We start from the raw sequence: 24,101 nt of genomic DNA on the forward strand, positions 1-24,101 counted from the left end.
ATCCGACCGCCTACTGCGTGCACGAGGGGGGGCGTAACCCTTGTCGAAGACGCTTGCATCGAGTGGTCGGTGGACGAAGTGTTTGTTGGGCCGTCATGTAACGAGGTGATACATCAGGCACGCCAGCGTTCGGTACTGTTCAGCTTTTCGGACAGGGCGGCGCAAAAGGCGCTTGGCCTATGGCGGGAGGAGCGTCTGGGCGACTAGCCCGCTCAGTTGAAAGCTGTCACATCGTGGTATCGAAGACTAGAAATCGTAAAGATGAATAAAAATATCCTAATTATTACATCGATTCCGTTGTGTTCGACATCGGAGAGTTAGCGTAACCGAAACTGGCTTCTTGTCGTTGTCAGACCGACAGAAATTCTGCCACCTGCCGTCTTCGAGCGTCCTTGGGCTCAATGAAAGGCATGGGTTATGAAAAAGCGAAGTTCGGTTACTTCTAAAAAGTGTTGAGAGTCGTTGGACCTATGGGCAAGAAAACAAGCCATTACAGGAGACATCATGCAAACGGATCGGCTACGCGTAGGTTTAGTGGTGCCGGCTTTTTTCTTTGTTCCCTATTGGGGCGCACGCGACCTGGGATTCTATGAAAAATTGGATCTCCATGTAGATTTCACTATATTCGGCGGTATCGATCCTCTCACGAAAGCCCTTCGTCTGGGTGAAATGGATATCGGTATTGGGTCTCCGGAGCATGTGATACATGATGTTGAGGCGGGCGGCGACTTGCGGATGATAGGGGGCAATGTCAACCGCTTGACCCATTCGCTGATTGCACAACCTGAGGTCAAGCGACTTGAAGATTTGCGCGGACGTACGATCGGCGTGTCGGCGTTGAGCGCCGGAACCTCGTCTCTTTTCGTAGACATCCTCGAGCGAGTCGGTGTCTACCCGAACGAGTACAGCATTGTAGAGGCGGGGGTGGTACCGCCGCGCCACGAGCGCTTGCTCGATCGATCCATCGACGCCGCAATGCAGACCGATCCCCACAACTATATCGCCGAAGATCGAGGCTTTTCGAATCTTGGCGCCGTATCCGACTGGATTCCTTACTTTCAGTTCTCTTCGATTAATGTCCGGGATGCCTGGGCACAAGAACATGAAGATATCCTGATTCGATTCCTTGCAGGTTCCATTCGCGGATCGCAATGGATGTTCGAGAACCGGGAAGCTGCTATTGAAGTGGCTGGGCGCCATATGGACGTCGAGCACCGGTATCTGAAGCGGGCTTGGAAAGATCACGTCAACGGGTTCGCGGTGCCGGTTGACCTCCGTCTTGACTCGAGGTCGATTCAAACATGCATCGACATGATGCGACGAGATCGCTCGTCTAGCATCCGGGTAGAGCAGAACGCTGACTTCAGAAAATACATCGATATGCGATACCTGAGCGAAGCGCAAAGATTAGTCGGAGTCGAAGAGATCACGGTGGGCTAGTCGGGCGCATCCGTGGGCCTATGTGGCCCGAACGAGTTCCGTGTACGAGGAAGGACTCGGTATGTAGTTTTCGGAGGAGACGTGAATACAAAACTTCAAACCATTCGTCCATGCACATCAGCGTCGGATAACAGTTGCGATATTTCAGGCGCTCAAGGAATGGACACAAATCGCCGACGCCGCATCTCCCTTGCTTTCACAGCGGCGCTAGTAGCGTGTTATTGGGCTTTCGTACTCGTTATAACTGGAAAGTTCAATGCGATTCAGGGCCAGGTTTCAGATGGACTATCGATCGCACTATTGTTGGCAATGCTGGTTATATTCGCCTGCATCATGCTGACGCTCGGCTATATTTTTGTCGTCGTGCGGATGGATAAAAGCGTCGCAACCTTCCCGAACAGGAGCTAACGAGATGAATAACGCTTCTGTGGCATTGGGGCGTGCGACGGCTTCATCTGTTGCATTCTTCTTGCTCTTTACCGTGGCGACCCTTGCCATCACGTATTTTGCAGCACGCCGCGCGAAAGGTACTGATGATTTCCTTGCAGCAGGTCATCGAATTACGCCAGCTCAAAACAGTCTGGCGCTCGCCGGTGACTTCGTGGCGGCAGCGGGATTTCTTGGCCTGACGGGCCTGACAGCTATCGCAGGGTTTGATGGGTTCTTCTATGCGATCGGTGGTGTGATCGGCTGGCCGGTCATGTTGTTTCTGTTCGGAGAGCCGCTGCGAAATCTGGGCAAATACACAATCGGCGACGTGTTGGAAACTCGATTTGGCAGACCCAATATCAGGCTTCCTACGTCTATCAACGCTCTGGTGATCGTCCTTTCTTATCTCGTGATGCAGCTTGTCGGAGCAGGAAATCTGGTCCATCTCTTGTTCGCCATACCCTACGGATTGGCGGTGATGCTCACCGGAGCATTCATGCTGGTCTACGTGCTGTTTGGCGGAATGGTTGCCACCACCTGGGTACAGATCGTGAAGGCGGCTATTATGATGTGCGCCGCATTGGCCATGGCTGTCATGGCACTAGCGGCGTACGGCTTCGACCCATTGCGACTATTCGCAGCCGCTGCAGAGATAAATGGCGCGAAAATCCTGAGCCCTGGCGAGTTGGTCGGCAGCCCACTAGAAGCCTTTTCTCTAAGCCTCGCGCTGGTAATGGGTGTCGCCAGCCTGCCACATGTGTTGATGCGTTTTTTTACTGTAAGAGACGCGCGAGCGGCAAGAATGTCGGTTTTCTACGCGACATGCATCATTGTACTTTTCATGGTGCTGACGGCAATTCTAGGGTTCGCAGCAATGGTGCTCGTCGGTAAAGGATCGATTCTCGCGGTCGACAAGGGAGGGAACATGGCTGTCCCTCTCCTTGCGGAACGCCTTGGCGGGACCATGTTGTTAGGATTTATCGCCGCCGTATCCTTTGCGACGATTATTGCCGCGGTATCCGGACTCGTAATGACCGGTGTGGGAACGCTTGCGCATGACATCTGGACCATGGTGGTCCGCAGGAATCGAGAGTCTTCCGAAGATCAAATGACCGTTGCGCGCATCTCGACAGTGATCCTTTCAGCGGTCGCGGTCGCGTGTGCGCTGGGGCTGAGAGGTCAGAATGTCGCTTTCATGGTGGGTCTCGCGACGGCAATAGCGGCGGCTACCAATTTCCCCGTACTTTTTCTCGCTATTTATTGGCGGCGATTCACGCACGCCGGTGCGATGGCGGGGATGGTGTCAGGACTGATTCTGAGCCTTGTTTTGCTGGTGCTGTCGCCTACCGTGCAGATAGACATACTGCATCATGCGAAGGCGTTGTTTCCTCTTCGTAACCCCGGGATAGTTTCCATTCCTACCGCGTTCTTAATAAGCGTACTGGTTTCTTTGATGACGAATGCGAACGAGAGCGTGCAATACGACGCTTTGGAACCGCAGATTTTCAATGGGAATCGGAGCGCTAGCGCATGAACATAAACTACGAGATTGCTGGCAGGATAGGATTGATCTTGCCATCAGTAAACACGGCGGCTGAGATCGAGATCGGTGCGATGCTACCGAGTTCTGTCTCATTGCATGTAACTCGAATCAAGCTCACCGGTTCAACTGCGGCCGATTTCGATGCAATGGTGTCGGGAGCTTCGGAGGCTGCCCAGTTGCTTGCAGACGCGCGAGTAGATTGCATCGTTTTTCATTGCACGGCCGCATCAACATGGGCGCCGAATATTGACGAGAAAATTCGCGACGACATCAAAGATAGTTGCGGCATCACGGCCATCACGACGGGTGGTTCTCTGCTGTCGGCACTGACGGCGTTGAAGGCAAAGACCGTAAGCATCGTGTCGCCGTATACCTCTGAATTGAATGATCGTGAAGGTCGGTTTCTCAGCGCACGTGGCTTCGACGTGGTAAGAAAATTTGGCCTCCAGCTAACGGATCCGCACAAGATGAGCGCAGTCGATCCGAAAACGTGGATTGAGCTTGCAGCGGCAAACGTTGATCGAAACGCTGACGTGTGCTTGATCAGCTGTGCTGCGATCAGGGCCTGTAATGTGATTTCCGAAATCGAAGCAATTATTGATATACCGGTCGTTACTAGCAACCAGGTCGTAGCGTGGGATGCCCTGCGGCATGTTTTGCCAAACCAGAAAATTTCGGAATACGGGAGATTGCTAGCAAAGTAGTTTCACACAGAATGAAAAAGATGAGGTGGCTGTGCCAACGTCCTCATTTACTTGTTCGGCCAACGCGGCAAATATAACAACCATGGAGACGTCGGTGAAGATCAAAGCAACCGTGTGTATGAGCGCGCTTTTCCTGCTCTTTCCAGGATTAGTGAGAGCGCAAAGCTCTGTAACGCTATACGGAATAATTAGTGTCGGGGTAGCCTATGTCAATAACCAGTCCGGCGCGAGTAGCGTCAGCATGATCTCTTCGACGATGCAGGCCAATCGCATGGGCTTTCGCATCGTAGAGGATCTTGGAGGTGGACTACGCGCGGTTGCGACGCTTGAGAATGGATTCAGCGTAACCAATGGCACTCTGGGACAAGGTGGACGGTTGTTTGGCCGACAAGCGTTTGTAGGTCTGTCCAGCGATCGTTTTGGCACTCTGACGCTCGGGCGCCAGCCCGACATGCTATGGGACTATTTGAATCGCTATGTGGCGGCAGCAGCGGCTAATTCGCTGGCGGCTCACGTTGGCGACAACGACAATACCTTCGGCACCTACCATTACAACAACGCGATCAAGTATGCGACGGCAAATTGGAATGGGTTGACCGCCGAAGTACTCTACGCGTTCAGCAACAGTCCCGGAGCAGCAGCCGACAACAATGCGATCAGCCTCGGTGCTGGGTACTCGCATGGGCCGTTGACGTTCGGTGCGGCATACCTTGAGTTACATAACCCGGGGACCGCGAATCCGAACGGTGCTGTCACCAATGACTACGGCGGCGCTCCGTTTACGCCATTCGAAGTGAGTCCGTTGCATCGAACGGGTGTCGATACGCAACGTGTAGCGGGTGGGCAGGCAAGCTACAACTTTGGTGCGACCCAGCTCAACGCGATGATCACAGATTCGCACTATTCGTACCTTGACAGCTCGTCGATGCATTTCGACAACTACGACGTCAATGCGACATATTTCGTAAATCCAGCGCTCGTACTTGGAGTTGCATACGTGTTCACAAAGGCGAGCTATGGCGGAGTCACCAGTCCAGCATCGTCCCCTAAGTGGCATACGGTTGCATTGAGTATTGACTATTTCCTTTCCAAGAGAACTGACGTTTATGTATACGGCGTCGCGCAACGCGCGCTGGGTGGCGTCAAAGCAGAAATTTTTGGAGTTTCGCCTTCGACTACGGATAGTCAGGTGCTGGCGCTCGCCGGAATTCGGCATAAATTCTGAACGGCCATTTCGGTTGTCCTCGTCGTTTCAAAAATGAATCGGCGAGGTTTTCCAACTATCGCAAGGTAAGACGATGAACTCGGCGGACAACGTTGTTAATGTATCTCGCCTGATTGACGAAAGCCGTTTTACAGGTTTGCAACTGACCGTAGTAGGGCTCTGCGCATGTATCGGTCTGCTTGACGGAGCAGACACGCAGTCAATCGGCGTCGCCGCACCGTATATTGCCGGTGCGGTGGGTTTGAAGATCAGTAGTTTTGGGCCGATCTTTGCGGCTTCACAATTAGGCGCTGCGGTGGGTGCGCTGACATTTGGTCCACTAGCTGACCGGTTGGGCCGCAAGAAAATGCTGATTGTTGCGGTCCTACTGTTCGGACTTTTGACGCTGGCTACGCTCAAGGCATCGTCGTTCTCGGCTCTTCTGTTCACGCGGTTTTTTGCGGGTCTCGGGCTTGGCGGTGCAACTCCTTGCTTTCTTAGCCTGACGTCGGATTACTCGCCTCGCAGGCAACGCGGAACGATCGCGACGATCATCTGGTCAGCTTACCCACTGGGCGCGGCGTTCGGCAGTTTTGCTAATGCTTATATGCTGTTCCACATCGGCTGGCATGCAATTTTTCTGGCAGGTGGATTAATTCCTTTGGCGGTCGCCGTTGCCCTGATGGTTGCGCTGCCTGAATCGGTACAATTTCTCGTGACCCGCGGGGCTTCTGAGCGCCGCATTTCGCGGCTTCTGCGGGGTATGGGGTATGAAATACCGGCGCAAAGTGTCCGGTTTATCGTGGAAGATAAAACGATGCCCGGGAGTCCAATCCGCGGACTGTTCACCGATCATCGAAGTGCAATAACGGTGCTTCTTTGGGTCATCTTTTTCTTCGCTTTCGCAACCACGAACGTGATGGTGATGTGGACTCCGACCTTGCTGAATGCGAACGGCATCGGGCATGCCGATACGGCAATCGTCGTGGCGTTTTTCAATCTCGCCGGTTTTTTTGGAATGGCTGTTGCCGGCAGGCTAGTGGATAAGTGCGGTGCCACAAGAGTTCTTTTCCCAGCTTTTTTGGGAGCGGCAATTTCAATTGCCGCGCTCGGTACCGCGAACACGCTGGTAGCGGCCAGTGCAATCAGCGCTTGCCTTGGAGTAACTATCGGTTTGGGCGGTGCGGGCGTAATCGCTCTGGCGTCGATTTTCTATCCGCCTGCAATTCGCTCGACAGGCATCGGCTGGAGCATGGCGAGCGCAAGGTTCGGACAGTTCGCTTCGCCGTTGATGATCGGGTCGCTGGTTGCCGGCGGTCGGACAAGCCATCAAATCCTGTGCGTAGCCGCCGCGTTTCCCAGCATTGCAGCAGTTGTTGTGTGCGTGCTATGGCTAAATAGCCTAAAACGGGAGGCACGCGATATTGGCAACAATATGTCCATTCGGGGAGATCGATAAATGACGGATCGTCGCAAATTTCTTAAAGGAGCAATCGTGACCGGCGCAGCGACTGCTCTCGTGGATTCCACGCGCGCAGTGGCCGGCAACACGTCTGCCAATACGCCAGCTGCGGTGGGCTTACCCTCGTCGGCACTCGCTGCGGCGGAAACCACTCTTCCCTCGTTGAATGAACTGGCAGCAACCGACGCGTTGCACATTGATAATCCCGGTTCCGATTTCATGGTCGATCTGTTGAGGCGGGTGGGCATCGACTATGTAGCGGCAATGCCGGGGTCAACGTTTCGCGGCATTCACGAGTCGATCGTCAACTACGCCGGCAACAAACGTCCCGAACTGATTGTGTGTACGCATGAGGAGGCGTCGGCCGCAATCGCGCACGGCTACGCGAAAGTGGCAGGAAAGCCGATGGCGTGCCTCGTGCATAGCAATGTTGGGTTACAGCATGCGTCTATGGCACTCTACAACGCCTGGTGCGACAAAGTTCCGGTGATGGTCATCGCGGGCAACATCATTGATTCGGTAAAGCGTCGAGCAGGCGTAGAGTGGTTTCATACCGCACAGGACCTGGGCGCGCTCGTACGCGACTATACGAAGTGGGACGATACGCCGGTATCGCTGCAGGGCTATGCCGAATCTTTCATGCGGGCCTACACGATGTCTGTCACATCGCCCACGGAACCCGTGCTGATTGTTGCGGACGCCGACCTGCAGGAGCAACCGATAGCGAACGCGGGAGAGATCTCCGTACCTCAGTTAAGCCTCGTTTCTCCGCCAGTGGCAGGCCCTCAGGCTCTCGAAACTGCTGCAAGTTTGCTGTGCAACGCGAAAAATCCTGTGATCGTTGTCGATCGTGCGGTACGTACCCCGGACGGCATGAAGCAACTCGTTGCACTCGCCGAGTCGCTGAATGCGCCGGTCGTCGACCTGCTGAGCCGGTTGAATTTTCCCACCGATCATTATCTGAATCAGACCTGGCTACAATCGAAACTCGTTGCCAATGCAGACGTGATTCTGGCCCTGGAGGTGACGGATGTATGGGGGGTGACTGGAACCGTGATCGACGTAATTGGCCGGCCATCAAAACGTTTGACGCGGCCCGATGCCAAGGTAATCAGCGTGTCGACTTCCTACCTGTCCGGGAAATCGAATATGCAAGACGCCGAACGATACTTCGCTGCGTCGCTGGCTATTGCAGGCGATTCCGAAGCCTCGCTTCCGGCATTGGTCAGTGCAGTGCAGGCCGCGCTGACAAGCTCGCAGAAAGACGCTATTGCTGCCCGAAAACCCTTGGCGCAACAGGCGTATGGGCAAATGCGTGAAGCCGCGCGACGTGACGCCGCGCGAGGGTGGGACGGTAGCCCGATCAGTACGGCGCGCCTGTCTCAAGAAGTGTGGGCCGCAATACGCAATGAGGACTGGGGTCTCGTCTCGTCTTCCCTTTTTATCAGTCGCTGGCCGCAGCGGCTATGGGAGTTCACAAAGCCTTACCAGTACATTGGCAGTGAAGGGGGGTATGGCGTAGGGTACGGTGCGCCTGCGGCGGTTGGCGCTGCGCTGGCTCATCGGGACGCGGGAAGAATCGCCGTCAACATTCAGACCGATGGTGACCTGATGGTGCTGCCGGGTGTTCTTTGGACCGCGGCTCACCATCAGTTGCCTTTGTTGAGCGTCATGCATAACAATCGAGCCTGGCATCAGGAATCTATGCACGTTCAACGCATGAGCAGTTGGCGCGACCGGCATCCAGAGAATGGCAGAGTCGGAACCGTGCTCAATGACCCGCCGATTGACTACGCGAATATGGCGAGAAGCATGGGAATGTGGGCGGAAGGACCTATTTCACACCCAGATCAACTTGCGCCGGCGCTGGTCCGTGCCATGAAGGTAGTCAAGTCCGGAAAGCCGGCACTGCTCGACGTCCTGACTCAACCTCGGTAGGAGGGTTTATGAATCAATGTTTCATCGCGTGGGGGCGAGTTGCGATTTTTGCAGCTTTCGCTACTTTGCTAACGATCACAGCTGAAGTCGCTTCGCCCTCGGAAGTTGACGTGGGTCGGGCGCTATACATGAAAAAGGGATGTTTCGAATGCCATGGACAGCTGGCGCAAGGTAGCATCATGTCGGGGCCAGCGCTCGCTCCGGGACCCTTGGGACTCGACGCGATTCAGGCATATGTGCGCGCGCCGAAGGGTCAAATGCCGGTTTATGGCGCTAACATATTGTCACACGAGGAGTTAGCTAGTATTCACACGTACCTCGCTTCGATTCCTGATAACAGACCTCCCGGGAGCATTCCATTGCTTGGCTCGAACGCCGACTCGAAGGTGCAGATCTCCCCACCGGATCCGAATACCGCTTCAAAGGCGGTACACGGCGCAGAGGTGTTTTCTGCAAACTGTGCGGCGTGTCATGGCGCTAGTGGTGAGGGGGGCATTGGACCGTCGTTACTTGGCTTGGGCGAGACGCGCGGTGTCACTGGTATAGCGGCATTCATTCGCGCGCCCTCGGGTGCGATGCCGGCCCTCTTTCCGAATACGATAAGTGCGGATGAGGTGGATGATGTCGCGCGATATGTGTCTACCCTTCGTTGACGAGGTTCAGTACTCGAAAAACCAGTCCGCACGCGAAGTCACTTGGGGTTTGGACTGCAAGGGCGGTTGAGCCTTGCGCTCTTCCTCGCCGGGTGAGGGAATCAGAGCACGCCGCGCGTGCGCGATTGCTCCAACCCTCAGACTTATGTTCCTGATGCTGACGATTTCGCGGCGAGCGGGGTGCTGATGTCGGTGCGGTATATGGTAGAACGCAAATGTTCCGCGGCCTTGTTCGGTCGAAGACTATATTATTTCTGGAGGCGCTTGTTCAGCTTATAAATGAAACTTGCACGTACACATGTGTGTACGTGCAAAATAGCTGTGGCGCATTGTTCGCCTACGGCTACAGGGGAAACTACTTGCTACACGGACAGCTCTTCAAGAGTCTTGCCCGCCGTCTCCGTTGTGAATATCGACACAATCGCACCGATCACGGCCATTGCACAATAAAGCCAAAACATGGTCGACACGGCGCTGTTAGCTAGCAAGTTTCCGACAATCAAGGGGCCGAGGATTGACACTATGCGTTGCCACCCTGTGCCAATGCTAGTACCTAGGGCGCGGATTCTTGTTGGGTAACATTCGGGCGTATAAACATAGAGAGCACGGGCTGTGCTGTTGATGAAGAAATAGCAAATTGACGCGATAGCAACGATGGCCGACACGTGAACTCACGTGCGTTGCCAACACCGCAAGGGAGCAGCCCGCGCAAACGAAGGCTGCGATAAACCAAGGCCTACGTCCGTTTCGATCTATTAGCAGCACACATGCAAGTGTTCCAAATAGTCCTACAAGATTCGCCGTAAGACTAAAGAGTAGCGCTTCTCGCAGAGGGGCGCGGAACACGGTTGAGTAAATTGTGGGAAGCCAACTGACGAGACCGTAAATAACAAAAGCCGAGCAGAACCAGAGCATCCAGATCACCAGAGTTCACCACGTGTATTGGCGGGAAAATAGCTCTGTGCCAAAATATTTCTTCCCGTGGGTAGGTGATTGGGCGACGACAGATTTAAGCGGGCCAACCGGAGGTAGAGGGCGCGTGCCGTTCTTTGAGGCGGCTATTCAATTTCGTCGACGACTTTTTGGGCCTCGAGTAGCCTGTCTTCTTCAAGTAGCCATCGTGGTGATTCCGGCAAGAGGCGAGTCATAAAAACGGCTGGGATCGCGGGCAGCGCTCCAATCAGGAACATGTAGCCGAAATCGGCAGCCTAAACCCTACGAGATATTCCGTCTGATGAAGGCGTGGTCCCTCATGAGCGTGGTCGTCGACGAGCCTGGCAACGACACAGGCAGCGCCTCTTACGACATGGGGCAGGTGCAGGTTAGGAAAAGGCGCTTGTCGTTCATTCCTGAAACAGGGTGCTGATGGTGTTGCGCAGCCATGTTACGGCGGGGTCTTTCGCATAGCGCTCATGCCAATGTTGCATGACGCGGTACTGCGGGACATCGAGGGGTAGTCCCATCGCCTTGATCTGATTGCCATTCGCAATGATGCGCGCGAATCTTTCCGGAACGATGGCCAGATACTCGGTGCTCGCAATGGTCGAGACGACACCCAGAAAATTCGGAATGCGAAGTCCCATTTTTCGCCTGATTCCGATGTGTTCTAGCGTCTCCTCTACAACGAAATTCCCTGTTCCCTGCGTCGCAACGATCAGATGCGATTCCGCCTGAAATTGTTCCAGTGTAAGTCTGCCACACCGAAGTCGCGGATGCTGCCGGTTGACGATACATACGAAGCGGTCGTCGAAAAGCTTCTGCTGAAAATAGCGCGCTTCCAGTTGCGCGAGAAACCCGATCGCCAAGTCGACTTCGCCTGATTCGAGCAGGCGTCCAGTCATTTCGGACGGGTAGCTGAGGTCGATGCGGACGCCGGGCGCGGCCATGCGAAGATGGTCGAGCAGGTTGGGCATCACGATGCGCTGGCCGATATCCGGCATGCCAAGGCGAAACATGCGGGTAGAAGTGGACGGATCGAAACTGGCCCGATGTTCCAATGTAGCCTGTAGCGCGTTCAACGCCTGGCGGATCGGCCCTACGATGTCCTGCGCGAGGGGAGTGGGCTGCATGCCTTCGGAAGTTCTTACGAACAGCAGATCGCCATAATGTTTCCGGAATTTCGCGAGAATCATGCTGACCGCGGACTGGCCCATGTCCAGGTTCTCTGCGGCGCGGGAGATGCTGGAAGTCCGATAGACCTCGTCGAAAGCCATCAGGCTTTTTAGATCCAGGTTAATCATTTATCAAATCCATGCCATCAATTTTCTTGATTAAGTATATCAAGGGTTGCATATGGATTGATTAGCGGCTGTTTTCTACAATGAGACCACTCATCCGGGGGCCCTCTTCAGGGCTAACGCGAATCCGGCACTCGTTGAAATAGTAGGAGGAGGCATGAACTCAACACAGCAACAACCGCTGCCAATTCTCATCGCAGGTGGCGGCATCGGCGGTCTCTCGGCAGCGCTCGCGCTTAGCCAGGCCGGTTTCTCCGTTCGGTTGTTCGAGCGTGCGCAGGAGATCAAGGAGATCGGTGCGGGCATCCAGATTGGACCGAACGCATTCCACGTGTTCAAGCGGCTCGGCATCACCGACGCAGTAAACGCTAAAGTTTCCCGGCCGAGCAAGCTGGTGATGCTGGACGGGATTTCGGGCGAACAGGTCGTGTCGATTCCGCTCGATGGCCCCTTCCTCGATCGGTTCCACTACCCGTATGCGCTGATCCATCGCGCCGACTTGCACCGCATCCTGCTGGACGTATGCGCTCAATCCCCGCGCATCGAAGTATCGACGAACGTCAAGGTGGAGGGCTTCGCCGACGAAGGTAGCAGCGTCGTGCTGCGCACCTCCGAAGGCGATGTGCGCGGTTGCGCGCTCATCGGCGCGGATGGACTGTGGTCCACCGTCCGCTCGCAGCTGGTCGGTGACGGCGCCCCGCGCGTGTCGGGTCACATCGCGTATCGCGCGGTGCTGCCGATCAATGAGGTGCCGGAGCACCTGCGCCCGAATACGATGACGCTCTGGGCCGGCGCGAAGACTCACCTCGTTCATTACCCGCTGCGCGGTGGCGAACTGTTCAACCTCGTCGCGGTCTTCCATAGCGATCGCTACGTCGAGGGTTGGGATGCAGAGGGTGATGCGGAAGAGCTGCACGCGCGGTTCCGTGATGCGGTGCCTGAGGTCAAGACGCTTCTCGGGAAGATCGACACGTGGCGCATGTGGGTGCTCTGCGATCGCGATCCGATCAAGGAATGGTCAAAGGGCAACGTCACGTTGCTTGGCGATGCGGCGCACCCGATGCTGCAATACATGGCACAGGGTGCGTGTATGGCGATGGAAGATGCGGTCGTGCTCGCGGACGAAATGACTGCCGCAAACGGTGACTTGTCCACTGCGTTCCTCCGCTACCAGGACCGTCGCTACCTGCGCACCGGCAAGGTGCAGATGAGTGCGCGGCTATATGGCGAGTTCTACCATGCCAACGGGGTGAAGCGGGAGCTGAGAAACCAGTTCCTGCAGAGCCGCAGCGTCGATCAGACGCTGGACGGCATGGCGTGGCTGTACGACGCCGAACCGGTCTTGCGCACGCCGGATAGGACCAAAACGTCCGCCATCGCTTAATGAACCTACTGCGACGTGTTATCGAACACGTCGCAGCCACTACGTTTTGCAGGGACCAACATGAAGATTTGCCGCTTTAATGACAACCGCCTCGGCGTAGTCGAAGGCGATACCGTTCGCGACGTGACCGAAGCACTGGACGTGCTGCACGCTTCCCGATATCCGTTCCCGACTCATGACATCCTGATCGAAAACCTGACGCAGATTCGCCACGCGGCCGCCGAACTGGCGCCGCGCGCGCCCACGATTGCGTTGGCAGAAGTGAAGCTGCTGAGCCCGGTTGCGAATCCCGGGAAGATCGTCGCCGCGCCGGTCAATTACAAAAAACACTTGGCCGAAGTACTCGGCGATCCGGAGATTCACAACGACAACCAGATCAGCCACATCCAGCGTGCTGGTCTGTTTCTAAAGGCAACGAGCTCGGTGGTCGGCGCGTCGGAAGGCGTCGCGCTGCGCAAGCTCGATCGCCGCAACGACCACGAAGTCGAACTGGCCGTGATCATCGGCAAAGTCGCCAACAACGTGTCGCGCGAAGAGGCGCTGAACTACGTGGCCGGTTACACAATCGGCCTCGATATCACGATTCGCGGTCCGGAAGAACGCAGCTTCCGCAAATCGCCGGATACCTACACCGTGTTGGGCCCGTGGCTCGTAACGAGCGACGAACTCGCCAATCCGGGTGAGCTCGATTTCTCGATTCTGGTCAATGGCGAAGTACGCCAGAAATCGAACACGCGCGAGCTGATTATCGGCGTTCCCGAGTTGATCGAATTTGCTTCGTCGTTCTACACGTTGCAACCGGGAGACGTGATTATCACAGGCACTCCGGAAGGCGTCGGTTCGATCAAGCCCGGCGATACCATGTTCGCCGAGATCGCGAGCATCGGCTCGATGCAGGTCGCCGTGCGCAGCGCACACGAGGGCTAGTCATGCAACTCGAGCATGAAGAGACAGCCGAGCGGCTGGAGTTTTACAAGCGGCTTGACGGTGTTCACGCGGCACCGCTTTGGGCCGTGCTGTCACAACTGGTCACACCTGAGCCGCGTTCCCGATGCGTTCCGCACAAATGGACCTACGCCGCCATGCGCGCTTTCCTGATGGAATCGGGCGGGCTGATCACAGCCAAGGAAGCCGAGCGGCGTGTCCTCGTGCTCGAGAATCCCGGAATTCGCGGGCTCTCGCAGATCACGCAAAGCCTCTATGCGGGTCTGCAACTGATCCTGCCCGGCGAAATTGCACCGAGTCACCGTCACGCAGCGGCAGCGCTGCGTCTGATCATCGAAGGCGATGGCGGCTATACGGCGGTGAATGGCGAACGTATTCCGATGGCGCCGGGCGACTTCATCCTGACGCCTTCTTGGACGTTTCACGATCACGGCAACCTCGGCGATGAGCCGGTCATCTGGCTCGACGGGCTCGACTTACCTATCGTCAATCTGTTCGATACGAGTTTCGCGGAAAGCTATCCGTCGGGCGAGGTGCAACACGTTGACCGACTCGCTGGGGACGCCTATGCGCGCTACGGCAGCAACATGCTGCCACTCGAGTACGTATCGGACAGCAAATCGTCGCCGCTGTTCCACTACCCGTATGCGCGGGTAAAGGAGGCGTTGCTTCAGATCGTGAGCGCTGGCGAGCTCGACATGTGCCATGGCTTCAGGCTGCAATACGTGAATCCGGTGAATGGTGGCTATCCGATGCCGACGATGGCCGCCTACATGCAGTTGTTGCCGGCGGGCTTCCACGGCCAGCCGAGCCGTTCGACCGACGCGACTATTTACTGCGTGCGTGAAGGTGAGGGCGTGACCGTCGTCGGCAATCAACGCATTGCATGGGCAGCCGGCGACGTGTTCGTGGCGCCGTCCTGGAATGCCGTGGTGCATCAGGCCAGCGAGCGTTCGGTGCTGTTCAGCTTTTCGGACCGGGCAGCGCAGAAGGCGCTGGGTCTGTGGCGCGAGGAGCGTCTGAACGGCTGACCGCGGCAGGGCAATGCCGGTGAGAAAACGGGAACAACGAATAGCGGCCACGCAAGCTGCATTGGAGACTTTGATGAGTACCCCCTCCTCCTACCTGCAGGTGCAGGACGTTATCGATGCGCGACCGTTGAGCCGACTGCAGTTTCACGCCATTTCGTTGTGCATGATGATTGCCGTGCTCGATGGTTTCGACACGCAGGTCATCGGCATGCTGGCGCCGGTGATGTCGCGCAGCCTCGGCGTGCGGCCCGCTTTGTTCGGTCCAGCGCTCAGCGCGGGTCTCGTCGGCATGTTGGTCGGCGCGCTCACGCTCGGCCCGCTCGCGGACCGCTACGGACGCAAGCGGCTGATCGTGACTTCGGCGACGATCTTCGGCCTGTTATCGCTGGCGACTGCCTTTGCGCAGAGCGTCGAACAGCTTCTCCTGCTGCGGCTCCTCACAGGCATTGGTCTCGGCGGCGCGCTGCCGAATGCGATTGCACTCGCGTCCGAATATTCGCCAAGGCGGCTCGCGCGGACCATCGTCTCTACCTTGGTCTGCGGCATGCCGCTCGGCGCGACGATCGCCGGGGTTGTCAGCGGGTTACTGCTGCCGGTGTATGGCTGGCAGTCGGTCTTCGCGGTCGGGGGCACGCTGCCGCTTATCGCCGCGCTGCTGTCGATCCGCTACATGCCGGAATCGCCGGGTATTCTTGCGTTGCGCGCCAGCAATCGAGTTCAGCTCAATTCGATCGTGCGCCGCATCGCACCCGACGTGGACCCCGCATCCGTTCGCGCGCAGACCACCGACCGGCCGCAGCGCGTGCCGCTGCGCGAACTGTTCGCACCGGGCATGGCGATGCAGACCGTACTGCTGTGGGTCCCCTACTTCATGAATCTGGTGGTGCTGTATTTCATCGTCAGCTGGATGCCGTCGGTGCTGGTTGGTGCGCACCAGACCGTCGCGACGGGTATCAAGGCAGTGACGCTGTTCAGCATCGGCGGCGTGCTCGGATGCGTGGCGCAAGGCCCGCTGATGAACCGCTTTGGCGTTCGCTGCACGATGCTCTGTCAGCTGTTCGTCTATATGCTGCTTGCGGTGGTGCTCGCGAAGAGCGCGAACGACGCCGTGGTGGTGATCAGCCTCAGCTTTGTGATGGGCCTCGTCGTGCAGGGCGTGCAGGGTGGCTTGAACGCGCTGTCGGCTGAGATTTACCCGACCCGCATGCGGGCAACTGGCGTCGGCTGCGCAGTAGGCATCGGCCGGATTGGCTCGTTTGCCGGACCGCTGGCCGGCGGCCTGCTGCTGCAATGGCAATGGACGGCGAGTCAGGTGTTTCTTGCCGGCATCGTCCCGGCGCTGGCGGCTGCTATCGCAATTGCGGTCAATCGTGGCCACGCCCGTGCCCCGCACCGGACGTGACCAGCGTGCGGACGAACATACTCCATGCTCGCCGCGAGCGTGCAGGCCAAACCGAGCATCGTCGTCGATGCCGAAGGTTACCGAATCATGGTGTCGCAGGCCGCCACGCGAGTCACGTTGGGCGTGCTGCTCGGGAGCTTTCTGCTGTTGAAATCGACGGGCGGCCATGCACAGGCCTCGTGGCTGGCAAACAGCGCAAAGGTGAACTGCAGCTTGGGTGGCGGCGCCACTACGCCAGCACCGGGCGCGGGCCAGCTCGGTGCGATCGAGCGGCGCACCTTCTGAGGTGGGCCGCTCGGCCTCCGCTCGAACACAGGACCGCGCGCGAATAGCCTTCGTCTTCCCTGAAGGCTTGGCTTCTTTCCCGGTCATCCCAAGCATTCCGTAGCCTGTCGATAATCGCATCAACGAAACATGGAGTAAATGTCATGAGCATCTGGCAAGGCGAGGGCCGCCACATTAGCGTGAACGAAGTCGGCACGCGCGACGGCATTCAGTCGGAATGTCGCTTCATTCCTACGGAGGACAAGATCGCGCTGGTCAACGCGCTGTCGCAAACCGGCGTGTCGAAGATCGAGGTCACGGCGTTTGTTTCGCCGACCGCGATCCCCACGCTGGCTGATGCGCAGGAAGTGATGCACGGCATCGCCCGCCGCGAGGGTGTAGTTTATACCGCGCTCGTCCCGAACGTACGGGGCGCGGAACGGGCGATCGAGTCGCGGGTTGACGAGATGAATCTCGTGATGTCCGCGAGCGAAACCCACAACCTGGCTAATCTGCAGATGACGCGCGAGCAGTCTTTCAGGGCGCTCAAGCGTGTGTCGGACCTTGCTCGCGACGCGCATACACCCGTCAACGTTTCGCTGTCGTGCTCCTTCGGATGTCCGATGGAGGGCGATGTTCCGGATGCGGTCGTCCTCGACTGGGCGCGCCGACATATCGAGGAGTTGGGCGCGCGCGGTATCACGCTGTGCGATACCACCGGAATGGCGTATCCCGGGCAGGTGTCGGACCTCGTCCGGAAATTCAACGCCCGATGGCCCGACGTCGAGCTCACGCTACATTTTCACAATACACGCGGCTTGGGGCTGGCGAACATGCTGGCAGGAATCGAAGGTGGAGCGAGTCACTTTGACGCTTCGCTCGGCGGCATCGGAGGTTGCCCTTATGCGGCCGGCGCCACGGGAAATCTCTGTACGGAAGAAGCCGTTCATGCGCTGCATCTCATGGATTACGGAACCGGTGTGGACCTGGTTTCGTTGCTGGCTGCGTCGGAGCGACTGACCGCACTGCTTGGTCATGAAACACCAGGGCAGATTACCAAAGCAGGTCGGCGACTCGACCTCCATCAGCCACCGGCCAATTTTGACGCCATTCGCCAACGCGCGTTCGAGCGGGACGTTCCCTAAATGCTCGCGTGAGCATCTGCGGCCGAGTTGCCCGACTCTCGCAAGTGGCGCAGGCTGCCGAATCCCCTTGCGGAGGGCTTCCTGCCAGAGTCGCGCGAATACCTCGGGATTAAACACTGTCGACCCGGCAACAGGGCGGCATCGAAAGGAGACTGTGATGGGCGGCACCCCCCGCACCTTGCTTGATAAATTGTGGCAGAGACACGTCGTCTCGGAAACGCCCGGCGGACAGACACTGCTTTACGTCGATCGCCATCTGGTTTACGAAGCGACGAGTCCGCAGGCGTTCGAGGCGTTGCGCGAGGAGGGGCGTGCGGCATGGCGTCCGGACACGACGCTAGCCGTCGCCGACCATACCATTCCAACCCGCAGCGCCGAGCGTACGGACCTCGATGCCATTGAGGATTCGATGGCACGCGTCTCGATCCGTCAGCTCGGTAAGAACTGCGAAGAGTTCGGCATCACCTTCTTCGGTTTGAGCAACCGTAACCAGGGTGTCATCCATGTGGTCGCGCCCGAGCAGGGCGCCACGCTGCCCGGCATGACGGTGGTGGCGGGCGATTCGCACACGAGTACGCATGGGGCCTTTGCCGCGCTGGCTTTCGGTGTCGGTACGTCGGAAGTGGAGCACGTGCTGGCCACGCAATGCATGCTGGTGCGCCGTATGAAGACGATGATGGTGCGCATTGACGGTCCACTGGGCAACGGTGTTTCCGCGAAGGATCTCGCGTTGGCGATCATCGGCAAGATCGGCACAAGCGGCGGCACCGGCTACGCCATCGAGTTTGCTGGCACGACCGTGGCGGCACTGTCGATGGAAGCGCGCATGACCCTGTGCAACATGGCGATCGAGCTCGGCGCGCGCGTGGGCCTGGTTGCAGTTGACCGGGTCACACTGGACTACGTCAAGGGACGTCCTTACGCGCCGGGCGCGCAAGACTGGCCGGCGGCAGAAGCGTATTGGCGGACGCTTGTCAGCGATGAAGGCGCGCAATTCGACCGTACGGTCGAGATCGACGCCACCACCGTGCGGCCGATGGTGACGTGGGGCACGTCGCCAGAGATGGTAGTTCCGGTCGATGGCCGCATTCCCGATCCGGCACAGGAATCGGACCCGGTTCGTCGCTCCGGCATGACTCGCGCGCTGGAGTACATGGGCCTGACGGCGGGCGCAAACATCTGTGATATCACCCTCGATCGCATCTTCATCGGATCCTGTACCAACGGCCGCATCGAGGATTTGCGCATCGCCGCGAAGTTCCTCAAAGGGCGGCGCGTCGCATCGAACATCCGACAAGCGATCGTCGTGCCCGGCTCCGGTCTCGTAAAGGCGCAGGCCGAAGCAGAAGGACTCGATGCCGTGTTCCGCAGCGCCGGCTTCGAATGGCGCGAGCCCGGTTGCTCGATGTGCGTCGCGATGAACAACGACCGTCTCGCGGCGGGGGAACGATGTGCGTCGACGTCGAATCGCAATTTCGAAGGGCGGCAGGGCTCCGGCGGGCGCAGCCATCTGGTTAGTCCCGCGATGGCAGCCGCCGCTGCAGTCGCCGGTCATTTTGTCGATGTTTCCGGGGAGATGTGATGCAGCCGTTCAACACGCTGGATGGTCTCGTCGTGCCGATTGACCGGGCCAACATCGATACTGACGCTATCATTCCGAAGCAGTTCATGAAGTCGATTAGCCGCACAGGGTACGGTGCAAACCTGTTCGACGAATGGCGGTATTTCGATCACGGTGAGCCCGGACAAGACATTGCAGCGCGGCAGCCGAGGCCTGATTTCCCATTGAACCAGCCGCGCTACGCAGGGGCAAAGATTTTGCTTGCGCGCGACAACTTCGGCTGCGGATCGAGTCGAGAGCACGCGGTGTGGGCGCTGTCCGACTTCGGCGTACGCTCGGTGGTTGCCCCGAGCTTTGCCGACATCTTTTATGGTAACTGCCTCAAGAACGGCATTTTGCCCGTCGTGCTCGACGCGCAGGTCGTGCAGACGATGTTCGATCAAGTTGAGGCCGTGCCAGGCTTCCAGTTGCGGATCGATCTGGAAGCACAGACCGTGCAGGCGCAAGGACACCAGCCCATCCATTTCGATATCGATGTGGAGCGCAAACGGCGCCTGCTGGCTGGCCTCGACGATGTGGCGCTCACGCTGGAGCACTCCGCGCAGATCCGTGCTTACGAAACTGGACGCCGTACGATGGAGCCCTGGCTTTTTCATACTCAACAGGATCAAAAGTGATCAAGACCTCTCCACAGGCGCTGAAGGGCGTGCGCGTTGTTGAAATGGGTCAGCTTATTGCCGGTCCGTTCGCGGGCAAGACCTTGGCTGAATTCGGGGCGGACGTTATCAAGATCGAGGCGCCCGAAACTGGTGACCCCTTGCGTAATTGGCGTCTCATTAAGGACGGCACTTCGGTCTGGTGGCAAGTCCAGTCACGCAACAAGCGCTCAGTTGAACTTGACTTACGCCATCCAGATGGTCAGGAGGTTGCGCGCCGATTAATCGCGGAATGCGACGTGCTGATCGAGAACTTCCGACCCGGCACGCTCGAAGCATGGGGCATGAGTTACGACGAACTGAGTCGAACCAATCCCCGACTCATCATGCTGCGCATTTCCGGCTACGGGCAGACAGGCCCATACCGCGACCGGCCCGGCTTCGGAGTCATCGGTGAGGCGATGGGGGGACTGCGTCACTTGACGGGCGAACCCGGGAGAGTCCCGGTGCGGTGCGGCATTTCCATTGGCGACACATTGGCTGCTTTGCATGGTGTCATCGGGATCATGATGGCCCTATATCACCGCGACGCTGACAGCGGCGCAGGCCAGGTCATCGACGTGGCATTGCATGAGGCGGTCTTTAATGTGATGGAAAGTCTCATTCCAGAATACAGCGCCTTTGGCGCGGTACGTGAAGCCGCAGGTAGCGCGTTGCCTGGCATTGCTCCATCGAACGCCTATCGCTGCGTCGACGGCTATGTATTGATCGCGGGCAACGGCGACAGCATATTCCGGCGTCTGATGCAGACAGTCGGTCGCGATGACCTCGCGGCCGAAGCGTCCCTTGGCAGCAACTCGGGCCGTGTCGCCCGTGTAGCCGAACTGGACGAAATCATCGGCACATGGACAGCCGGACGCACCACGCAACAGGTACTCGACTCACTGTCGCACGCGGGTGTTCCGGCCGGTAAAATCTATACCGCGAAGGACATCGTCGAGGACCCGCACTACCAGGCACGGGAGATGATCGTGAAACAGCAAACAAGGGCCGGCTATGAGATCGATGTGCCGGGTGTCGTGCCCAAGCTCAGCCGTACACCCGGCACGCTCCGCTCGCCCGCGCCGGACCTTGGCGACGACACGGACGTCGTACTTGGCGAATTCGGACTGGACGAAGAACAGATTGCCATACTAAGAAAGAAAGGTATTATCGGCCGAAGAAGAAGTGAATGATGAGTTGATGGGGCACGCATTGACTTCGTTGGGGGCGGGCGAAAAACAGGCCCGCATCCCACCAATCGTGCGTGACCAACGACGTCATGAAGTTATTGCCGCTGGGGGGATTCCGCGGCTTCGCCGTGCGCGGCCGACCGCTTCGCAACCCCGGGCGCGACTTTGCCGACCGCCTTACTGACTGGGAGGCTTGAAGTGGATTTAAAAAAACAACAGAATGAGGAACGCTCTGCACCTGGACAGCGAGATCGATCATTTTGAGCGACTCCTCGCCGTCGAATGTGCAGATAGGGTATTCGTACGATTCCGTTGTCATGCGCACGTTGCCGATGTGCCAGCTGTCTCCCCGGGCTGCTCAGCAATTGCTGGAGTAGCTCGGGGAGGAGACAAAGACCGTGCATCTCATCCGTTGAGCGCAAGGTTCGCGAAAGCGAGAAACGTCCCTCAAAGCGTTTTTCCGTCGTCAAGCAAAGACGCCAATAAACTCACGTCAACCTTTGTGCTGGAGCGCGCCGCGTAGCAATCGATGACCTACGATCTAACGACGAGGCACCGCCTCTGTTCTGAAACCAGCAATTCCGCTATTTCCTAGGGACGGTCTGCAAAAGTCCTGGCGTTGAAGTCTGGTTGGCCTATCCTGGAAGAACGCGAATTGAAGGAGTTCCTCGATGACACAGCTCGGTCTTGGCCTGGATCTTTCAACGAAACGCACGCGCAAGCGAGAATTTCTCGATGAGATGAGGCGCGTTGTGCCATGGTCGAGGTTGATTGCGTTGATCGAACCGCACTATCCGAAGGGTAAGACTGGAAGGCCGCCGTTTCCGATCGCGACAATGCTGCAGATTCACTTCATGCAACAGTGGTTTGGGCTTTCGGATCCGGCGACGGAAGAGGTGCTTTATGACGTGCCGCTGTACCGTGAGTTTGCGGGGCTGGACGACGGTATGACGCGTTTGCCGGACGAGAGCACGATTCTACGGTTCCGTCACCCTCTCGAAACGCACGGCCTGGCCGCGCAGATGCTCGCCCTGGTCAATGAGATCCTGAGTGAAAAAGGCTTGATGTTGAAGGTAGGGTCAGCGGTCGACGCGACCTTGATTAGCGCACCCAGTTCGACAAAGAATGGCTCCGGCAAACGGGACCCGGAGATGCATCAGAGGAAGAAAGGGAATCAATGGTACTTCGGGATGAAAGCGCACATCGGCGTGGACGCAGAGTCGGGTCTGGTCCACACCGTCATTGGTACGGCGGCCAACGTGCACGACATCAATGCGGCCGAAGCGTTGTTGCACGGCCAGGAAAAGGATGTGTACGCTGACGCTGGATATCAGGGTATCGAAAAGCGCTGTCAGGCGAACCCGGTACGCTGGCATGTCGCGATGCGACCGGGTAAGCGTCGACAACTGGACCTGACCAATCGTCTGGACGCGATATACAACCAGATTGAGCGCCTGAAGGCTGGCGTGCGCGCCAAGGTTGAACATCCGTTTCGCGTGCTCAAGCAGCAGTTTGGTTATACGAAGACCCGCTACCGAGGATTGGTGAAGAACACCGCGCAGATCACGACACTGTTTGCGCTGGGCAACCTCTGGATGGCGCGCAAGGCTTTAAGCAAAGCGTGAAAAGCCCGGGGCATCAGCCCGTGAGTCTCGGCAAACGAAGGCGATCATGCTTCAAAAGTCGGACGAGCAACCTGATAGCAGGCTCTGCAGCCAATACGCCCGACGTGAAAAAAGATCGGCGCTCCGAGAGCGTGTTGTGCAGACCTTCCTTAGCAGTGAAACAACAACGTGTCAAGCCGCACGGCAACAGAGTTTCTTCGGGGCGCTGTGGCGACCGAAAACGGCTCGAGAATTTCGTCGTGTAAGAACTCTTCCTCAAGCCACTCGGACGGCGCTGAAGACACGTCGCCAGTGTCGTGATCCTGACGTCAATCCGAGGCACCTCCCACACTGTAGACGTTCGGAAACTTTTTCGCGTCCTCGCGCATCTCCGAGATAAGCCAGTCTCGAAACGCGATAACCTTTGGATCATCAGAAGATTCGTGTAACAGATAATAAGACCCCGGTGCCTAGGTTACAATAGGCAATGCTTGGACGAGGGATCCCGTTTGTAGTTCGTCCGAAATCATGATTGGGTCTACAACGGCGAGGCCGAGGCCGTTGATTGCAGCCTGAATAATAAGCTTGCGAGATTCGAGGAGCAGTTGACGTTCGTGCGGCGGCTCCCGCCGACCGGCGGCTCGGAACCACAGTTTCCAATCTTGCGCGCGTAGTCTGCTGCTAAGAAGCGGGTACTTTTCGATATCGTCGACTGTATCCAACGACCCCGTCGGAGGAAGTGCGGCCGGCGAACCGACGAGAATCATGTACTCGTCTCTCAGGAAATTTTCCTCAAAGCCTTGCCACGAACCGTCGCCAAGGCTTGCTTCCGGCGATTTGGTGACCCGACCCGCGGGATGTCCACACGGAGATAGAGGCGATCCCGCACGTTAACGTGAAGCGTCCTTAGTCATGTTGCAGCTCATGCAAGAGTACAACATACCCGGTTTGACCTTTAGGAGCGCCAACGCGCGTCTTCCGCGACATGATTGTCCTTTCGCATATTCACAACATTGACCTCCACACAGCGCTGCGCAATGGCCAACGCACGTTTTAGCTCGCGACATGGACGTGGAGAGAGAAAAGCACGGCGTCTCGTCGGATGCTACAGGCGATCAGAATCGAAGTCGTCAGAGCCATGAGCGCCAGGGTTAGCCAGCACCAGTCTCGTCCAGCACTATCAATAAATTTGAATTGTCCTATCGGCTTTGGATGGTTCAGCGAACTTAACGACGCGATTACAATAAGCGCCGAACGTCAGTAATCA

The 24,101-nt window shown here is 57.6% G+C and carries 21 protein-coding genes and 1 pseudogene; 18 read left to right on the forward strand and 4 right to left on the reverse strand.

Features of this window, described 5'->3' with window-relative positions:
* The first annotated feature begins 504 nt into the window (after nt 1–504).
* The 8 genes from AC3AP7_RS06835 (at nt 505) to AC3AP7_RS06870 (ending at nt 9,373) form a co-directional block, all read left to right on the forward strand.
* Nucleotides 505–1,440: an ABC transporter substrate-binding protein gene (locus AC3AP7_RS06835; RefSeq protein ID WP_475764425.1), complete on the forward strand. Its 936-nt coding sequence runs from the start codon at nt 505–507 to the stop codon at nt 1,438–1,440.
* Between the two features lie 81 nt (nt 1,441–1,521).
* Nucleotides 1,522–1,848: a DUF485 domain-containing protein gene (locus AC3AP7_RS06840; protein ID WP_475764424.1), complete on the forward strand. Its 327-nt coding sequence runs from the start codon at nt 1,522–1,524 to the stop codon at nt 1,846–1,848.
* Between the two features lie 4 nt (nt 1,849–1,852).
* Nucleotides 1,853–3,403 (forward strand): solute symporter family protein, encoded by a 1,551-nt coding sequence (locus AC3AP7_RS06845; protein ID WP_475764423.1) that lies wholly within the window; start codon nt 1,853–1,855, stop codon nt 3,401–3,403.
* Nucleotides 3,400–4,116 (forward strand): maleate cis-trans isomerase family protein, encoded by a 717-nt coding sequence (locus AC3AP7_RS06850; RefSeq protein WP_475764422.1) that lies wholly within the window; start codon nt 3,400–3,402, stop codon nt 4,114–4,116. The genes AC3AP7_RS06845 and AC3AP7_RS06850 overlap by 4 nt, the downstream gene beginning before the upstream one ends.
* A 94-nt stretch (nt 4,117–4,210) precedes the next feature.
* Nucleotides 4,211–5,341 carry a porin gene (locus AC3AP7_RS06855; RefSeq protein ID WP_475764421.1) on the forward strand — a complete coding sequence of 377 codons (1,131 nt, stop codon included), beginning with the start codon at nt 4,211–4,213 and terminating at the stop codon, nt 5,339–5,341.
* A 73-nt stretch (nt 5,342–5,414) separates the two neighbouring features.
* Nucleotides 5,415–6,779 carry an MFS transporter gene (locus AC3AP7_RS06860; RefSeq protein ID WP_475764420.1) on the forward strand — a complete coding sequence of 455 codons (1,365 nt, stop codon included), beginning with the start codon at nt 5,415–5,417 and terminating at the stop codon, nt 6,777–6,779.
* A complete protein-coding gene (locus AC3AP7_RS06865; RefSeq protein WP_475764419.1) occupies nt 6,780–8,720 on the forward strand; it encodes a thiamine pyrophosphate-binding protein in 1,941 nt (646 codons plus the stop codon). It begins immediately after the preceding gene.
* An 8-nt stretch (nt 8,721–8,728) separates the two neighbouring features.
* Nucleotides 8,729–9,373, forward strand: a complete 645-nt coding sequence (locus tag AC3AP7_RS06870) for a c-type cytochrome (protein ID WP_475764418.1) — start codon at nt 8,729–8,731, stop codon at nt 9,371–9,373.
* 362 nt (nt 9,374–9,735) lie between these two features.
* Here the strand turns inward: AC3AP7_RS06870 and AC3AP7_RS06875 are convergent, their stop codons facing one another.
* From AC3AP7_RS06875 to AC3AP7_RS06885, 3 genes are all read right to left on the reverse strand, one after another.
* Nucleotides 9,736–10,038 (reverse strand): MFS transporter, encoded by a 303-nt coding sequence (locus AC3AP7_RS06875; RefSeq protein ID WP_475764417.1) that lies wholly within the window; start codon nt 10,036–10,038, stop codon nt 9,736–9,738.
* A 393-nt stretch (nt 10,039–10,431) separates the two neighbouring features.
* The gene (locus AC3AP7_RS06880) at nt 10,432–10,563 is read right to left on the reverse strand and encodes an MFS transporter (protein WP_475764416.1); all 132 of its coding nucleotides are present in this window, start codon (nt 10,561–10,563) and stop codon (nt 10,432–10,434) included.
* Between the two features lie 153 nt (nt 10,564–10,716).
* Nucleotides 10,717–11,613, reverse strand: coding sequence for a LysR family transcriptional regulator (locus AC3AP7_RS06885; RefSeq protein ID WP_475764415.1), 897 nt, complete (start codon nt 11,611–11,613; stop codon nt 10,717–10,719).
* Between the two features lie 154 nt (nt 11,614–11,767).
* Between AC3AP7_RS06885 and AC3AP7_RS06890 the strand changes: the two genes are divergently transcribed.
* The 10 genes from AC3AP7_RS06890 to AC3AP7_RS06935 all read left to right on the forward strand — a co-directional run bounded on the left by AC3AP7_RS06890 (nt 11,768) and on the right by AC3AP7_RS06935 (nt 22,855).
* Nucleotides 11,768–12,994, forward strand: a complete 1,227-nt coding sequence (locus AC3AP7_RS06890) for a 3-hydroxybenzoate 6-monooxygenase (protein ID WP_475764414.1) — start codon at nt 11,768–11,770, stop codon at nt 12,992–12,994.
* 60 nt (nt 12,995–13,054) lie between these two features.
* Nucleotides 13,055–13,921 carry a fumarylacetoacetate hydrolase family protein gene (locus AC3AP7_RS06895; RefSeq protein WP_475764413.1) on the forward strand — a complete coding sequence of 289 codons (867 nt, stop codon included), beginning with the start codon at nt 13,055–13,057 and terminating at the stop codon, nt 13,919–13,921.
* Nucleotides 13,922–13,923: 2 nt separating this feature from the next.
* Nucleotides 13,924–14,970, forward strand: a complete 1,047-nt coding sequence (gene gtdA / locus AC3AP7_RS06900) for a gentisate 1,2-dioxygenase (RefSeq protein ID WP_475764412.1) — start codon at nt 13,924–13,926, stop codon at nt 14,968–14,970.
* 73 nt (nt 14,971–15,043) lie between these two features.
* Nucleotides 15,044–16,372, forward strand: a complete 1,329-nt coding sequence (locus tag AC3AP7_RS06905; RefSeq protein ID WP_475764411.1) for an MFS transporter — start codon at nt 15,044–15,046, stop codon at nt 16,370–16,372.
* Nucleotides 16,373–16,396: 24 nt separating this feature from the next.
* Nucleotides 16,397–16,657 (forward strand): hypothetical protein, encoded by a 261-nt coding sequence (locus AC3AP7_RS06910; protein ID WP_475764410.1) that lies wholly within the window; start codon nt 16,397–16,399, stop codon nt 16,655–16,657.
* A gap of 143 nt (nt 16,658–16,800) precedes the next feature.
* Entirely contained in the window at nt 16,801–17,781 is a 981-nt protein-coding gene (locus AC3AP7_RS06915; RefSeq protein ID WP_475764409.1) for a hydroxymethylglutaryl-CoA lyase, read from the forward strand.
* A gap of 157 nt (nt 17,782–17,938) precedes the next feature.
* Complete coding sequence (leuC, locus tag AC3AP7_RS06920) at nt 17,939–19,363, forward strand: 3-isopropylmalate dehydratase large subunit (protein WP_475764408.1); 1,425 nt, start codon at nt 17,939–17,941, stop codon at nt 19,361–19,363.
* Nucleotides 19,363–20,019 carry a 3-isopropylmalate dehydratase small subunit gene (gene leuD, locus AC3AP7_RS06925; RefSeq protein ID WP_475764407.1) on the forward strand — a complete coding sequence of 219 codons (657 nt, stop codon included), beginning with the start codon at nt 19,363–19,365 and terminating at the stop codon, nt 20,017–20,019. Before leuC ends, leuD begins: the two co-directional genes overlap by 1 nt.
* Nucleotides 20,016–21,233 carry a CaiB/BaiF CoA transferase family protein gene (locus tag AC3AP7_RS06930; protein ID WP_475764406.1) on the forward strand — a complete coding sequence of 406 codons (1,218 nt, stop codon included), beginning with the start codon at nt 20,016–20,018 and terminating at the stop codon, nt 21,231–21,233. Before leuD ends, AC3AP7_RS06930 begins: the two co-directional genes overlap by 4 nt.
* Before the next feature lie 668 nt (nt 21,234–21,901).
* Nucleotides 21,902–22,855, forward strand: a complete 954-nt coding sequence (locus tag AC3AP7_RS06935) for an IS5 family transposase (RefSeq protein ID WP_475764400.1) — start codon at nt 21,902–21,904, stop codon at nt 22,853–22,855.
* A 449-nt stretch (nt 22,856–23,304) separates the two neighbouring features.
* Here AC3AP7_RS06935 and AC3AP7_RS06940 read toward each other — a convergent pair.
* Nucleotides 23,305–23,640 (reverse strand): annotated as a pseudogene (locus tag AC3AP7_RS06940) (LysR substrate-binding domain-containing protein); the annotation flags it as partial.
* Between the last annotated feature and the right edge of the window lie 461 nt (nt 23,641–24,101).

The organism is Paraburkholderia sp. PAMB 6770, assembly GCF_057748135.1.